This window comes from Georgenia sp. H159, from assembly GCF_035607575.1.
In the GTDB taxonomy this organism is placed as follows: domain Bacteria; phylum Actinomycetota; class Actinomycetes; order Actinomycetales; family Actinomycetaceae; genus Oceanitalea.
Map to the genome: position 1 here is coordinate 642,987 of NZ_JAYDZY010000001.1, position 15,158 is coordinate 658,144.

Annotated in this window: 11 protein-coding genes; 4 read left to right on the forward strand and 7 right to left on the reverse strand. The window is 73.0% G+C overall.

The window, feature by feature from the left end; all coding sequences use genetic code 11:
• Nucleotides 1–7 precede the first annotated feature (7 nt).
• From VR894_RS02975 to VR894_RS02985, 3 genes are read right to left on the reverse strand one after another with little or no spacing between them, the layout of a single operon-like run.
• Nucleotides 8–1,405 (reverse strand): maltokinase N-terminal cap-like domain-containing protein, encoded by a 1,398-nt coding sequence (locus tag VR894_RS02975; RefSeq protein ID WP_324649817.1) that lies wholly within the window; start codon nt 1,403–1,405, stop codon nt 8–10.
• Complete coding sequence (gene treS / locus VR894_RS02980) at nt 1,405–3,279, reverse strand: maltose alpha-D-glucosyltransferase (protein WP_324650048.1); 1,875 nt, start codon at nt 3,277–3,279, stop codon at nt 1,405–1,407. Before treS ends, VR894_RS02975 begins: the two co-directional genes overlap by 1 nt.
• Before the next feature lie 23 nt (nt 3,280–3,302).
• Nucleotides 3,303–5,465, reverse strand: coding sequence for an alpha-1,4-glucan--maltose-1-phosphate maltosyltransferase (locus VR894_RS02985; RefSeq protein ID WP_416380793.1), 2,163 nt, complete (start codon nt 5,463–5,465; stop codon nt 3,303–3,305).
• 177 nt (nt 5,466–5,642) lie between these two features.
• Between VR894_RS02985 and glgP the strand changes: the two genes are divergently transcribed.
• The gene (glgP, locus tag VR894_RS02990) at nt 5,643–8,231 is read left to right on the forward strand and encodes an alpha-glucan family phosphorylase (RefSeq protein ID WP_324649818.1); all 2,589 of its coding nucleotides are present in this window, start codon (nt 5,643–5,645) and stop codon (nt 8,229–8,231) included.
• A gap of 85 nt (nt 8,232–8,316) precedes the next feature.
• Here the strand turns inward: glgP and VR894_RS02995 are convergent, their stop codons facing one another.
• The gene (locus VR894_RS02995; protein ID WP_324649819.1) at nt 8,317–8,622 is read right to left on the reverse strand and encodes a WhiB family transcriptional regulator; all 306 of its coding nucleotides are present in this window, start codon (nt 8,620–8,622) and stop codon (nt 8,317–8,319) included.
• 123 nt (nt 8,623–8,745) lie between these two features.
• On the opposite strand from VR894_RS02995, the gene soxR reads away from it, so the two are divergent.
• Nucleotides 8,746–9,186, forward strand: coding sequence for a redox-sensitive transcriptional activator SoxR (gene soxR, locus VR894_RS03000; protein WP_324649820.1), 441 nt, complete (start codon nt 8,746–8,748; stop codon nt 9,184–9,186).
• Between the two features lie 64 nt (nt 9,187–9,250).
• Here the strand turns inward: soxR and VR894_RS03005 are convergent, their stop codons facing one another.
• Both VR894_RS03005 and glgX read right to left on the reverse strand, forming a co-directional pair.
• Entirely contained in the window at nt 9,251–9,640 is a 390-nt protein-coding gene (locus VR894_RS03005; RefSeq protein ID WP_324649821.1) for a hypothetical protein, read from the reverse strand.
• 102 nt (nt 9,641–9,742) lie between these two features.
• On the reverse strand, nt 9,743–12,043 hold the full coding sequence (gene glgX / locus VR894_RS03010; RefSeq protein ID WP_324649822.1) for a glycogen debranching protein GlgX: 2,301 nt from the start codon (nt 12,041–12,043) through the stop codon (nt 9,743–9,745).
• Between the two features lie 134 nt (nt 12,044–12,177).
• Here glgX and VR894_RS03015 point away from each other — a divergent pair, with 134 nt between their 5' ends.
• On the forward strand, nt 12,178–12,948 hold the full coding sequence (locus tag VR894_RS03015; protein WP_324649823.1) for an electron transfer flavoprotein subunit beta/FixA family protein: 771 nt from the start codon (nt 12,178–12,180) through the stop codon (nt 12,946–12,948).
• Between the two features lie 34 nt (nt 12,949–12,982).
• Nucleotides 12,983–13,972: an electron transfer flavoprotein subunit alpha/FixB family protein gene (locus tag VR894_RS03020; protein WP_324649824.1), complete on the forward strand. Its 990-nt coding sequence runs from the start codon at nt 12,983–12,985 to the stop codon at nt 13,970–13,972.
• An 80-nt stretch (nt 13,973–14,052) separates the two neighbouring features.
• Here VR894_RS03020 and VR894_RS03025 read toward each other — a convergent pair whose 3' ends face one another.
• Nucleotides 14,053–15,021: an FKBP-type peptidyl-prolyl cis-trans isomerase gene (locus tag VR894_RS03025; RefSeq protein WP_324649825.1), complete on the reverse strand. Its 969-nt coding sequence runs from the start codon at nt 15,019–15,021 to the stop codon at nt 14,053–14,055.
• Nucleotides 15,022–15,158: the final 137 nt, after the last annotated feature.

Sequence of the window (15,158 nt, forward strand, 5' to 3'; positions counted from 1 at the left end):
GCAATGGTCAGGTCACGGGTCCGTCGAGCAGGCGGCGGATCCCGGCGACGGGGATGGTGAGCCACGCGGGCCGGTTGCGCACCTCGTAGACCGCCTCGTAGAGCGCCTTGTCCAGCTCGAGCGCAGCCAGCAGCTCGGCGTCCTCGCGGGGGTCCCGGCCCGACTCCCGTGCGTACCCGTCGAGGAAGGAGGTCCGGGCCTGTGCCGCCCACTCCTCGGGGACCTCGGCGCCGTGTTCCCGGTGGGCCGCACCGGCCGCGTACTCCAGGGAACGCAGCATGCCCGCGACGTCACGCAGCGCGAGGTCGGGGGCGGTGCGCTCGGGCAGCGGACGCAGCGGCTCACCCTCGAAGTCGAGCAGCAGCCAGCCGCGGTCCGGCGCCTCGATGACCTGCCCGAGGTGGAGGTCACCGTGGATGCGTTGCAGTGCCGGCCACGGCACGGACTCGGCCCGTGCGTACACCTCGGTGATCGCGTCGCGCAGCTCCTGCAGCTCCGGGACCGCCAGCAGCGCGGCGGCGGCCCGGTCGCGCCACGTCGCGCGCAGCCCGGCGCGGACGGGCGGGGTCGCCTCGTGCAGCGGGAACGCCGCGGCGAGGTCGCGGTGCACGGAGGCGACGGCGGCACCCAGAGCCGTCGCGCGGGTGGCGAGGTCCTCGCCGTCGACGGCGGCACGCACCGCGACCCGCCACGCGTCCTCGACGCCGGCGAGGAACTCCTGGGCGAAGGCGAGGTGGCCGTGCTGCCGCTCGCCCTCGGCACCGGTCCACTCGCCGTAGAGGTCACCGAGCGGCGCGGGCACCCGGGTGCTGCCGGCGTCCGCCAGCGCCTCCTGGACGACGACGTCGGGGTTGCGCCCGTCCGGGACCACGCGAAAGACCTTGCAGATGACCGGCGGTCCGTCGTCCCCCTCGAAGATGATCGAGGTGTTCGACTGCTCGCCGCTGAGCACGCGGACGCGCTCGCCGCCGGTGTGGCTGCGCATCGCCCCCGGGCCGCCGGCGCGGTGGCCGGTGGCCCGTCCGTACTGTGCGCCACCGTCGGAGACCACCGTCCCCTCGCCGACGATCGTACCGAGGAGCACGCGGGCGCCCACGGGGTCGTGGCAGCCGTCGTAGACCCACCGGGGGCCGAGCTCGGAGTGCTCCCCCCTGGCCACGAGCGCGTGCTCCAGCCCGTCGACCGGCTCCGCGCGGTAGGTGAGCGGCACCTGGTAGAGGACCGGCGCGGGCCCGCTGTCGTCCCGCAGCAGCCAGGTCTCGATGCCGACCTCGCCGTCCGGGTCCTGGTACCGCAGCCCGCCGACGCGCCGCAGCAGCGGCGTGCTGCCCTTAGCCGTGTACCACCGCTGCCGGGCGATCCACTCGGGCAGGAACTCGGCGAACGACGGTGTCATCGTGGGCATCAGGCCTCCCGGGGCGGCGGCGCGGCTGTGTCCGTGCCGGCGGTCTGCTCGGACTGCAACGGGGTGCTCACCGGCGGTTCGAGGCTGGCGTCGGACACCGGCTCGGGCATCCGGGGCGGCTGCGGCGCGGTCGGCGGCTCATGCGTCTCGGTCCTCGGGGCCGGTGCCGCGCGACCGGCCGACGGCTCGAGCTGGAGCCAGAAGAAGTCGCGGGTGCCGAGCGTCACCGTGACGGCGCCGGAGGCGTCCACGTCGGGGAACGTCGCCCCGCCGAAGATGTCGGACAGCCCGCGGCCCGCGTAGCCGGGGAGCTCGATGCGCGTCGCCCGCGCCGTGTTGGCGAGGTTCATGACGCACAGGACGGCCTCGTCGTCGTTCTCCCGGATGAAGGCGAGGACGGAGCTGCTGTCCGTCTCCAGCACCCTGAAGGCCCCGGTGCCGAAGACCGGGTGGGCCCGGCGCACCTCGAGGATGCCGCGTACCCAGTGGAGCAGCGACGTCGGGGTGGCGTACTGCGCCTCGACGTTCACCGCGGCGTAGTGGTTGACCAGGGACTGGATGAGCGGCAGGTAGAGCTTGCCGGGGTCCGCCGTGGAGAAGCCGGCGTTACGGTCCGGGCTCCACTGCATGGGGGTGCGCACGGCGTCCCGGTCGGGGAGCCAGATGTTGTCGCCCATGCCGATCTCGTCGCCGTAGTACAGGTACGGGCTGCCCGGCAGGGACAGCAGCAGCGCGTGGGCGAGCTCGATCTCCTTGCGCGAGTTGCCCAGCAGGGGCGAGAGCCGGCGGCGGATACCGACGTTCGCGCGCATGCGCGGGTCCTCGGCGTACCAGCCGTACATCGCCGCGCGTTCCTCGGTGGAGACCATCTCCAGGGTGAGCTCGTCGTGGTTGCGCAGGAAGGTGCCCCACTGGGCGCCCTCCGGGATCTCCGGGGTGTCGGCGAGGATGTCGCGGATCGCGTGGGCGTTCTGCTCGCGCAACGCGTAGAAGATGCGCGGCATGACCGGGAAGTGGAAGCACATGTGGCACTCGGGGGCGTCCTTGGTGCCGTAGTACTCCACGACGTCCTCGGGCCACTGGTTGGCCTCGGCGAGGATGAGCGTGCCGGGGAACTCGCGGTCCACCATGGCGCGCAGGTCGCGGATGAACTCGTGGGTGCGCGGCAGGTTCTCGCAGTTGGTGCCCTCCTCCTCGAACAGGTAGGGCACGGCGTCGAGCCGGAAGCCGTCCACCCCGAGGCGGCACCAGAAGCGCACGACGTCGTGCATCGCCTCGACCACCTGCGGGTTCTCGAAGTTGAGGTCCGGCTGGTGGGAGAAGAAGCGGTGCCAGTAGTACTGGCGACGCACGGGGTCGAAGGTCCAGTTCGAGGTCTCGGTGTCGACGAAGATGATCCGGGCGTCGGAGTACTTGGTGTTGTCGTCGCTCCACACGTAGAAGTCGCCGTAGGGGCCGTCCGGCATCGACCGGGAGGCCTGGAACCACGGGTGCTGGTCGCTCGTGTGGTTCATCACGACGTCGACGAGGATGCGCAGGCCGCGGGCGTGGGCCTCCTGGAGCAGCTCCTGGAAGTCCTCGATCGACCCGTACTCGGAGGCGACGGCCGTGTAGTCGGACACGTCGTACCCGCCGTCGCGCAGCGGCGACGGGTAGAACGGGGGGATCCACAGGCAGTCGACGCCGAGCCACTGGAGGTAGTCCAGCCGGTCGATGAGGCCGCGCAGGTCGCCGGTGCCCGAGCCGTCGGAGTCGCCGAAGGCCCGCAGCAGGACCTCGTAGAACACGGCCTTGCGGTACCAGTCCGGGTCGTCCGAGAGGCCGGGGCGCTCGCCGTGGCCGAGTCGGGGGATCGGGTCGGTGCGCGCGGCCATGGCACGCACGGGGTTGTTCGGGCTCACAGCGGCCTCACCGTCAGGACATGGGCACAGGTGGTGTGGGGATCGAGCCGGACGTACGGTCGTCGGCCCCAGAAGTAGGTCTCCCCGGAGAGCTCGTCGTGGGCTGCCATGACCGGGGTGTCGTCCGCCCCCGACTCGGGCTCGGGGATGCCGAGCGCGGCCAGGTCCAGCTCGACGGTGCCGTCGCGGGTGATGAACGGGTCGAGGTTGAGGACGACGACGACGGTGTCGGCGTGGCCCGTCGGCGAGAGGTGGGCGGGCAGGTGCCGGGAGAAGCACACCGTCGCGTCGTCGCTCGTCGGGTGGACCGTGAGACCGCGGAGCTGTTGGAGCGCCGGGTGGTGGCGCCTGGTCCGGTTGAGCGTGGTGAGGAGGCCGGCGATGCCGAAGTCCTGCGCACGGGACCAGTCACGCGGCTTGAACTCGTACTTCTCGTTGTCGATCTGCTCCTCGGCCCCGGGCCGGGCGACGTTCTCGACGAGCTCGTAGCCGGAGTAGATGCCCCACGTCGGTGAGCCCGTGGCGGCGAGGACGGCGCGGATCGCGAACGCGGCGGCCCCACCGGTCTGCATGTACGGGGTGAGGATGTCGTGGGTCGTCGGCCAGAAGCTCGGGCGCATGACGTGGGAGGTCTCGTTGGAGACCTCGTCGAGGTACTCGGCGACCTCCTCCTTCGTCGTGCGCCAGGTGAAGTACGTGTAGGACTGGTGGAAGCCGATGGCGGCCAGGGTGCGCATCATCGCCGGGCGGGTGAAGGCCTCGGAGAGGAAGACGACGTCCGGGTGGGAGGAGCGCACGTCCGCGAGGATCCGCTCCCAGAAGTCCAGCGGCTTGGTGTGGGGGTTGTCGACGCGGAACGCCGTGACCCCGTGGTCGATCCACACCTGGAGCATGTCGCGGACGGCGTGGTAGATGCCTTCGGGGTCGTTGTCGAAGTTCAGGGGGTAGATGTCCTGGTACTTCTTCGGCGGGTTCTCGGCGTAGGCGATCGTGCCGTCGGCCCGCCGGGTGAACCACTCCGGGTGCTCGGTGACCCACGGGTGGTCGGGGGAGGCCTGCAGGGCGATGTCCAGCGCGACCTCCATCCCCAGCTCGTGGGCCCGGGCGACGAAGGCGTCGAAGTCCGCGAAGGTCCCGAGCTCGGGGTGGATGGCGTCGTGCCCGCCGTCGGCCGAGCCGATGCCGTAGGGCGAGCCGGGGTCGCCCGGCTGTGCCTCCAGGGTGTTGTTGCGGCCCTTGCGGTTGGTCGTCCCGATCGGGTGGACGGGGGTGAGGTAGACGACGTCGAAGCCCATCTCGGCGATCGCCGGCAGCCGCTCGGCGGCGGTGCGCAGGGTGCCCGAGACCCAGCCGCCCCGCTCGGGGTCGAAGTGGGCACCCTCCGACCGGGGGAAGAACTCGTACCAGGAGCCGTACAGCGCCATGGGGCGGTCGACGCGCAGCGGGTAGGTGGCGCTGCGGGTGACGTACTCGCGCACCGGGTGCGCGGCGAGCACCTCGCGGACCTCGGGGGACGTGCCCGCCGCGAGGCGCGCCTCGGCGGGACGGCCGGCGTCCCGCAGCCCGGTGACGGCGTCGGTGAGCACCGTGCGTGCGTCCTCGGGAAGCTCCGGGCGGCCCGCCGCCCGCTCGAGGAGGAGGGCGCCCTCGGTGAGCATGAGCTCGACGTCGACGCCGGCGCCGACCTTGATCGGTGCGTCGTGCAGCCACGTGCCGTAGGGGTGGGACCAGCCCTCGACGCGGAATGACCAGTCGCCCTCCCGGTCCGGGACGACCCAGCCCTCCATGTGGTCCAGCCCCGGGTCGACCTCGTCCATCGTCACGCGGCTGTGCTCGGTGCCGTCGGGGGCGATGAGGACGGCGGTCGCGGCCACGGCGTCGTGACCCTCGCGGAACACGGTCGCCCGGACGGGCACCGGCTCGCCGGTCACGGCCTTGGCCGGCCAGCGGCCGCCCTCGACGACGGGGGAGAGCTCGATGACCGGGATCCGGCCGACCGGGGTCGGTGTCGCCGGCCGCGGGTCCGCGCCGGCTGGGGCGCCCGCGGTGGCGGGGGCGCCCGCCCCGGCGACCGGGGCGGGGGCGCCGGCCGGGCCGTGGTCGGGCGCGACGGCGCGGGGAGACGGCGGGCGGGACGGTGTGGGGTGTGCAGGGCTCACGGTCACGAACCTATCGACGCGGCGCGCCGCGGTCGACCGCAGGGCTCGTGGTGCCCCACCGCGAGGCCCGCACTAGACTGCCGGGCCGGCCCGTCCGTCCCGCGGGCCCTTCGCGACCCCGTGCAACGTGCCGTAAGTCCCTGAAACTGTTCCGGAAACCCGGCTACACTCGACCGGGTGAGAGCCATTCGTCGATTCACCGTACGCACGGTCCTGCCCGAGCCACTCGCTCCGCTGGACACCCTCGCCCAGAACCTGCGGTTCTCGTGGCACGAACCGACCCGAGCGCTGTTCGAGTCCCTGGACCCCGAGCGCTGGCAGGCCCTCCACGGCGACCCGATCAAGCTGCTCGGCGCCCTGGGCAGGCAGCGGCTGGAGGAGCTCGCGCGTGACGAGCGGCTCGTCGCGCGTGTCCGCGAGCTCGACGCCGACCTGCGCAACTACCTCGAGCAGCCGCGCTGGTACCAGGAGTCCTACGCCGCGCCCGACAAGCCCGAGGCCATCGCCTACTTCTCCGCCGAGTTCGGCATCACGGCCGTCCTGCCGCAGTACTCCGGCGGGCTGGGGATCCTCGCCGGCGACCACCTGAAGTCCGCCTCGGACCTCGGCGTGCCGATCGTCGGTGTCGGCCTGCTGTACGGCGCCGGCTACTTCAAGCAGTCCCTCACCCGCGAGGGGTGGCAGCACGAGACCTACCCGCTGCTCGACCCCGACAACCTCCCGCTCACCCTGCTGCGCGAGGCCGACGGCACCCCGGCGCGGGTGAGCCTCGCGCTGCCCGGGGGGCAGCAGCTGCACGCTCAGGTCTGGCGCGCGGACGTCGGCCGCGTGCCGCTCCTGCTGCTCGACTCCAACGTCACGGAGAACGACGAGGCGATCCGCAAGGTCACCGACCGCCTCTACGGCGGCTCGCCCGAGCACCGGCTCAAGCAGGAGCTCCTGCTCGGGATGGGCGGAGTACGGGCGCTGCGCCTGTACTCCCGGCTCACCGGGAGCCCGGCGCCGCAGGTCTACCACGCCAACGAGGGGCACGCCGGCTTCCTGTCGGTCGAGCGTGTCCGCGAGCTCGTCGAGGCCGAGGGGCTGACCTTCGAGGCGGCGCTCGAGGCGGTGCGGGCCGGCACTGTCTTCACCACCCACACGCCCGTCCCCGCCGGCATCGACCGCTTCTCGCGCGAGCTCGTCCGCGAGCACTTCAGCGGCTCCGCCGAGCTCCCCGGTGTCCCGGTGGACAAGGTCCTCGCCCTGGGGACCGAGGACTTCGAGGGTGGCGACCACTCGGTGTACAACATGGCCGTCCTCGGCCTGCGCACGGCCCGCAGGGCCAACGGTGTCGCGCAGCTGCACGGCAAGGTCTCCCGCGGGATGTTCCACCACCTCTGGTCCGGCTTCGACGTCAGCGAGGTGCCCATCACCTCGATCACCAACGGTGTGCACGGCCCCACGTGGACCGACCCCGCGTTCGTGCGGATGGCCGAGGCACACCTGACCCCGGAGCAGATCGCCACCGGAGAGGGCTGGCAGCTGCCCGCCGAGTCCGGCGGTGTGCCGGACAGCGAGCTGTGGGCGATGCGCCGCACGCTGCGCAGCGAGCTCGTCACGGTCGCCCGCCGTCGCGTGCGCAAGTCCTGGCTGGACCGGGGAGCCTCGCCGGCCGAGCTCGGGTGGGTCGACGACGTCCTGGACCCCGACGCGCTCACCATCGGCTTCGCCCGCCGCGTGCCGACCTACAAGCGCCTCACCCTCATGCTCTCGGACCCCGAGCGCCTGCGCCGGCTGCTCACCGACCCGGAGCGGCCGATCCAGATCGTCGTCGCCGGCAAGTCCCACCCCGCGGACGAGCAGGGCATCGGCCTCATCCAGCGGCTGGTGAGCTTCGCCGACGAGGAGGGGGTGCGCAACCGCATCGTCTTCCTGCCGAACTACGACATCGAGATGGCGCAGAGCCTCATGCCGGGCTGCGACGTGTGGCTGAACAACCCGCTGCGGCCGCTCGAGGCCTCCGGCACGTCGGGCATGAAGTGCGCCCTCAACGGTGCGCTCAACCTCTCGATCCTCGACGGCTGGTGGGACGAGTGGTACGACGGCCGGAACGGCTGGGCGATCCCCACCGCCGACGGCGTCGAGGACACCGCGCGCCGGGACGCGCTCGAGGCCGCCGCGCTCTACGAGCTGCTCGAGGACACGGTCGTGCCGCGGTTCTACGACCGTGACGAGAACGGCATCCCCCAGCACTGGCTGGAGATGATGCGCCACACGCTGGCCACCCTGGGGCCCAAGGTGCAGGCCACGCGCATGGTGCGTGACTACGTCGAGCGTCTCTACACACCGGTCGCCGGCAGCTACCGCACGCTCAACGGCTCCGGGTTCGCCGGCGCCATCACGCTGGCCGACTGGAAGCAGCGGGTGCGCGGCGCGTGGCACGGTGTGCGCGTCGACCACGTCGAGTCCACCGGTGTCGGGGACATGGTCAACGTGGGGGACGTCGTCGGCGTGAGCGCGTACGTCACCCTCGGGGGCCTGCGTCCCGAGGACGTCGAGGTCCAGCTGGTCACCGGCCGGGTCGGGGAGGACGACACGCTCCTCGACATCACCACCCGCCCCCTCGCGCTCCACGACACCTACGAGGGCGGACGCTACGGCTACCAGGGCGAGGTGCAGCTCGAGTTCTCCGGGGGCTTCGGGTACTCGGTGCGCATCGTGCCCAAGCACGAGCACACCGCCGGCACCACCGAGCTCGCGCTCGTGGCGGTCGCGACCGCCTGAGAGTACGCGGACGGCGACCTCGTCCGTCCGAGAGCCGCAGGCCGCGGGTGCCATGTCCCCCGCGGCCTGCGGCTCTTGCGTGCGCTCACCGCGTCATCGTGTGCTTCTCGTCCTTCCGGGGCCGTCCGCGACCGCGCTTGCGGGCGACGACGACGCCGTTGACGAACACCTCACCACCCCACACCCCCCAGGGCTCGCGTCGTTCGAGGGCGCTGACCAGGCACGCCTTGCGCACCGGACACTGGTGGCACAGCTCCTTCGCCCGCTCGACGTCGACGCTGCGCTCGGCGAACCAGAGGTCGCGGTCGGCGGCTGTCTGGCACGGAGTCGGGGCCGCGGGGTCGGGGAGAGGCACGGGCGAGCCCGACCGGCCGCCGTGACGGACGGGCACCGTGGTGAGAGTCGGCGGCGAGATGTCTGTGCCTCCCTGGTCCATGGGTGGGGACGAGCACGGGCGAGCTCGTTGTCGCTACGCTAGAACCTCAAGTGAGCTTGAGATCAAGGGGGGTGCGAGGTGTCGCTCGGCCCGGAGGACCGGCTGTCCGTCGGTGAGGTGTCCAGGCGCACCGGGGTGGCCGTCTCCGCGCTCCACTACTACGAGGCCCTGGGTCTGATCACCTCGACCCGGACCGGCGGGAACCAGCGCCGGTACGCCCGTCACATGCTGCGCCGGATCTCCCTCATCGTGGTGGCCAAGCGACTCGGCATACCGCTCACCGACGTCCAGGACGTCTTCACCACCCTGCCGCTGGACCGCGCCCCGACGCTGCGCGACTGGCGACGGGTCTCCACGCTGTGGCACGACCGGCTGGAGCGACGACGGCAGGAGCTCGACCGTCTCGAGGCGGAGCTCACGGGGTGCATCGGCTGTGGCTGTCTGTCCCTCAGGGCCTGTCGCCTCCTCAACCCGGAGGACACGCTGGCTCAGGAGGGCCCGGGACCGCGGCGCATCTGAGTCGGCGACGACCCCTCAGAGGCCGACTCCGATCCGGGCCGGCACGTCGTCGCCGGGCGCGTCGTCAGCCCGTGGTGCCGCTCGTCCTGAGCTCCCGCTCACCGAGAGGGGTCTCCAGGACGACCGTCTCCTGGACGGCGACGGCCTCGGCCCTGCAGCTGCGTCCTCGCATCGGCGTCCGTTCACTCACCCGAGCGGTGATGACGACGACGTCGGCGCCCTCCTCGACGTCCACGCCGGCCGGGAACTGGCACGAGCTGTGCGGGTACTCCACGGTGAGCTCGAGCCCGTCCGGCGACACGTCGACCACGGCGCTGGGCACCACCCGAACCTCGGCGAAGCCGATGACGATCCCGAAGATGGCGATGATGACGCCCGCGACCGTGACGGCAGCGACCAGCCACAGGCTGGTCGCCCGCACGCGGTCGCGTGCCTCACCGGTGAGCCGCTCCATGACCGGATTGTCCCTCAGTGGGTACGTCCGGGGCAGGGGGACGGTCGTCCGCGCGAACGACCCGGCCCTCGGCGGACGACGGTGCGTCGGCGGCGGTGTGCCTCAGCGGCGGGCGAGGTAGAGGCGCAGGGTCAGCGGCTCCATCGTGGTGCGTGCGCCCGGCTGCAGGGCTTCCGCGGTGGCGGCGGTGTCGTCCGGCCGTTCCCACACGGAGTCCCAGGCGAGGACGTAGTCGGCGCCCGCTCCCTCGGGCAGCGTGACGGCCTGCTCGTCGAGCGAGCCGTTGAGCACGAGGAGGGCGTCACAGTCCCCGACCGACCAGCCCGAGCGCAGCATCTGCAGCACGCGGATGTCGGCGTTGTGCCAGTCCCCGGGGTCCATCTCCGCGGCGTCCTGGCGGTACCAGGACAGGTCGGGGATGACGTCCCCGTCCGCCGTGTGCCCGTTGGCGAAGACGTCCGGGTGCAGGACGGGGTGCTCGCGCCGGAGGTGCAGCAGGTGCTGCGTGGTGGCGAGCAGCTCCTCCTGCCAGGGGCGCAGCTCCCAGTCGACCCAGGAGATCTCGTTGTCCTGGCAGTAGGCGTTGTTGTTGCCGAACTGGGAACGGCCGAGCTCGTCACCCGCGGTGATCATCGGCGTCCCGGCCGAGAGCAGCAGCGTGCCGAGGACGTTGCGCATGGACCGTCGCCGGCCGATGAGGATGTCCCCGCCGCGCTCGTGGGCGCGGGGCGCCTGCCCGGCCCAGATCGCGGCGTCGCCCGGACCGCCGCGCGGGTCATCGGCCCCGACCGGCTCGACGGGCCCCTCGACGCCGTGGTTCCACGACCGGTTGTCGTCGCTGCCGTCGCGGTTGTCCTCGGTGTTGGCCTCGTTGTGCTTGAGGTTGTAGGTCACGAGGTCGGCCAGGGTGAAGCCGTCGTGAGCCGTGACGTAGTTGATGCTCGCGAGCGGCCCGCGCCCGCCCGGAGCGGTGCCGCGGGCGAAGAGGTCGGCGGAGCCCGCCAGCCGGGTGGCGAGCTCGCGCAGGTCCTCACCGGTGCCCCCGGCGACGCCCGTCGCCGGGTCGCTGAGCCAGAAGGTCCGCACGGCGTTGCGGAAACGGTCGTTCCAGTCCGCCATCGGCGCGGGGAACTCCCCGGTCCGCCAGCCGCCCGGTCCGACGTCCCACGGCTCGGCGATGAGCTTGACCTGGGAGAGGACCGGGTCGGTGGCCAGCGCGACGAAGAAGGGGTGGTGGGCGGTGAACTCGGCACCGTTGCGCCCCAGGGTGGTGGCGAGGTCGAAGCGGAAGCCGTCGACGCCGATGTCCTTGACCCAGTACCGGAGCGAGTCGAGGGTGAGCTGGACGACGCGCGTGCGGCGGAAGTCCAGCGAGTTGCCCGTCCCGGTGACGTCGACCATGTGGGCCGGGCGCACGCCGTCGTGCATGTAGTACTCGGTGTTGTCCAGGCCGCGCCAGGAGAGCGTGGGGCCGCCGTCGCCACCCTCGCACGTGTGGTTGTAGACGACGTCGAGGAGCACCTCGATACCGGCCTCGTGGAGCAGGTGCACCATGCCGCGGACCTCGTCGAGGACCGCGGCGGGGCCCTCCTCCTGCGCGGCGCGGGTGGCGTAGCTCGGCTCGGGGGCGAGGAAGCCCAGGGTGTTGTAGCCCCAGTAGTTCGTCAGCCCGCGCTCGAGGAGGAAGGGCTCGTCGCCCATCGCGTGGATCGGCAGCAGCTCGACGGCGGTGACGCCCAGCGAGCGCAGGTGCGCGATCGTCGTCGGGTGGGCCAGGCCGGCGTAGGTGCCGCGCAGGTGCTCGGGCACACCGGGCAGCTGCCGGGTGAGGCCGCGGACGTGCGCCTCGTAGATGACGGTGCTCTCCCACGGCACGTGGGGGCGGCTGTCGGCCGGAACGGGCAGCACGTCGTCGAGGATCACCCCGTGGCGCACGTGCCCGGCGGAGTCGAGGTCGTTGCGCTGCCAGCCGCCCACCGGGGCGAGGTCCTCGTCCACCGCGTGGCCGAAGACCTCCGGCGCGAGGTGGAAGTCGCCGGCGACGCCGCGCGCATAGGGGTCGAGGAGGAGCTTGGCGGGGTTGTGCCGCAGGCCCGACCTGGGGTCCCAGCGGCCGTGGACGCGGAACCCGTAGCGCTGCCCGGCGCCGACGCCCGGCACGTGCCCCTGCCACACGCCGTGACGGGAGCGGCGCAGCGCGTAGCGACGCTCCGCGAAGCCGGTGGCCGCGGAGGGGTCCTCGTCGAGGAGGCACAGGTCGACGGCGGTGGCGTGGGAGGCGACGACGGCGACGTCGACACCTCCGTCGCGCAGGTGCGCGCCGAGCGCCAGGGGGCGGTCGGTCACCCGCTGGGCGACACCGCGCGCGGAGCTCGTGCGAAGGGAGGAGGCGGTCCTACTCATGGTGGGCCAATGCTCTCACTTCGACGGGGGCGCGGTGGGCGGCACGCACGTGACATTTGCCGCGCCGCCAATCTCTCATGTTCTGAGGACGACCGCTTTCGGCGTCCGGGCACAGGAGGTGGCAGGCTGGGGGCATGAGGATCGTCGTGTGCGTCAAGCATGTCCCCGATGTCCAGTCCGACCGTGCTCTGGACGACACCGGCCACACCGTCCGCGGCATCGACGACGTCCTGAACGAGCTCGACGAGAACGCCGTCGAAGCGGCCGTCGGCCTCGTCGAGGAGCACGGCGGTGAGGTCGTCGCCGTGACGATGGGCCCCGAGGACGCCGAGGACGGGGTGCGGCGCGCGCTGCAGATGGGCGCCGACCGCGGCGTCCACGTGACCGACGACGCGCTCGCCGGCGCCGACGTCGTCGCCACCGCCCGCGTGCTGGCCGCCGCCGTGCGCACGCTGCAGGCCGAGGCGCCGGTCGACCTCGTCGTCACCGGCATGGCCTCGCTCGACGGCCTCACCTCCATGCTGCCCACCGCCCTGGCCGGGCTGCTCGACCTGCCGCAGCTCACCCTGGCCAGCGAGCTCACGGTGACCGGTGGGCGCGTGCGGGTCCGCCGGGAGATCGGGGACGCCGCCGAGGTGCTCGAGGCGCCACTGCCGGCGCTCGTGTCGGTGACCGACCAGGCCAACGAGCCGCGCTACCCCGCGTTCAAGGAGATCAGGGCGGCCCGCAAGAAGCCGGTCGACACGTGGGCGCTCGCGGACCTCGGCATCGACGCCCCGACGCCGACGACGGCGGTGCTGTCCGCCGAGCCGCGGCCCGCCCGTGAGCAGGGCCGGATCGTCACCGACTCCGGCGACGGCGGCCAGCAGCTCGCCGACTTCCTCATCGCCACCCGGCTCGTCTGACCCTCCCTCGCTCCCGTCGTCCCAGGAAGGCACCATGACCCAGGCACCCGTGCTCGTCGTCGTCGACCACCAGGAGGGCATGCCCACCGCGCCGAGCGCCGAGGTGCTCACGGCGGCGCGCGCCGTCGCCGCCGGCGCGCCCGTGGCGGCGGTGTGGCTGGGGACGGAGGCGCCCGGTGAGGCGGCGCGGGCGGAGCTCGGGCGCTTCGGAGTCACCGCCGTGTACCTCCCGGACCTCGCCGGCCTCACGCCGCAGCTGGCGCCGGTCGCCACCGAGGCGGTCGCCGCCGTGGTCGCGGCCGCCGCGCCCCAGGCGGTGCTGCTCGTCTCCAGCTATGCCGGCAAGGAGCTCGCCGCCGGGCTGGCCGTCGCTCTCGGCTCGGGCGCCGTCGTCGACGCGAACGGGGTGGAACGACGGGAGGACGGCACGCTGGCAGCGGGCAAGACCGTCTTCGCCGCCTCGTGGGACACCGTGTGCACCGTGACCACCGGCACGCCGGTCATCGCCGTGCGGGCGACGGCCGTCGAGGCCGCGCCCGCCGCGGAGGCCGGCGCCCCGGAGGTGACCACGGTGCCGGTGACCTTCAGCGACCGGGCGCGCGCCGTCACCGTCGTCGAGCGCACCGAGTACCCGCGCACCGGGGAGGTGCCGCTCACCGAGGCGCAGACCGTCGTCGTCGGCGGCCGCGGGACGGAGGGCGACTTCGCCGCCGTCGAGGAGCTCGCCGAGCTGCTCGGGGGCGCGGTGGGCGCCACGCGCGACGTCACCGACGAGGGGTGGCGCGAGCACTCCGCGCAGGTCGGGCAGACCGGCGTGACGATCGCCCCGCGGCTCTACGTCGGCGTGGGCGTCTCCGGCGCGGTCCACCACACCGTCGGGATGCAGGCCTCCCAGACGATCGTCGCGGTGAACACCGATCCCGAGGCGCCCATCTTCGAGATCGCCGACTTCGGCGTCGTCGGGGACGTCACCGAGGTGCTGCCCCAGGCGATCGAGGCCCTGCGCCGCCACCGCGGGAACTGACGCCCGGGCGCACGGCCGGTGAGCGCGACCGGCCGTGCGGCCCGGACGGGGACGACGGCGCGGGGCGGTGCCCCGGCGCGTCAGGCGGCGTGGAGGATGTCGACGACGAACACGAGCGTCGACCCGGGCGGGATGGTGCCGTTGTCCTGGTCGCCGTAGCCGAGCTCCGGGGGGATGACGAGGAGCACCTGGCTGCCGACGGTCTGGCCGAGGAGCCCGGTGTCCCAGCCCTCGATGACCTGGCCCGCGCCGACCTCCAGCGGGAACGGGACGCCGCGGGACCACGAGGAGTCGAAGGCCGTGCCGTCCCACAGCCAGCCGCTGTACTGGACGTGGACGTAGTCGCCGGCCTCGACCTCCTTGCCCTCACCGCGGATGGTGGTGGCGGTGACGAGCTCGGTCGGGGCGTCGCCGTCGACGGGCTCGATGCTCGGCTCGCCGTTCTCCGCGAGCGTCACGGTCGGGAGGCCCTCGGGCAGCTCGACCGGCTCGCCCTCGGCGCGCGTGCGAGCGTCGAGGACCTCGATCGCCATGATCGCGGCGGCGGCCTGGGTGGGGCTGGCGAACAGCACCCGGGCGCCGACCTGCTGGCCGATGAGCACGTCGTTGAGTGCCGGCACGGTGACCTGGTCGCTGATGACGAGCGGCTGGCCGTCGGTCTCGTAGGTGGAGTCGAGCACCTCGCCGTTCTCGCCGTTGACCTGGACGAAGTTGACGACGAGCAGCTGGCCCTCCTCGAGTGTCTCGCCGTCACCGGGGGAGGCGAGGACGGCCGCCTGTCCGCCGACGTTGAGCGGCTGCTCGAAGGTCAGGGTGGGTGCGGCGCCGGGCTCGCCCTCGACGGTGATGCTCTCCAGCGCGGCGACATCCTCCGCGGCGTTCCCCGTCGGCTCGCCGGTCGCGGCCTCGGTGGGCTCGCCCGACGCGTCGGTGGCGGCCTCGGTGGGGGTGCCGGCCGGGTCGGCGTCCCCGCCGTCGCCGGAGCAGCCGGCGAGGAACAGGAGGGCGGCCAGGGCGGCAGCGGTGGTGGCAGTGGCGGATCGGCGCACGGAGATGTCCTTTGGAAGGTCGTTCGTGCCGCTCCCCGGCGGCACGGGGGTCAGCCTAAGCGCTCTTCCTGGGAGCGAGCGGGGTGCGGTGCCGGCCGGGCCGCGCGTCGTCGTCGGCGGTTCGTAGACTCGTGCGC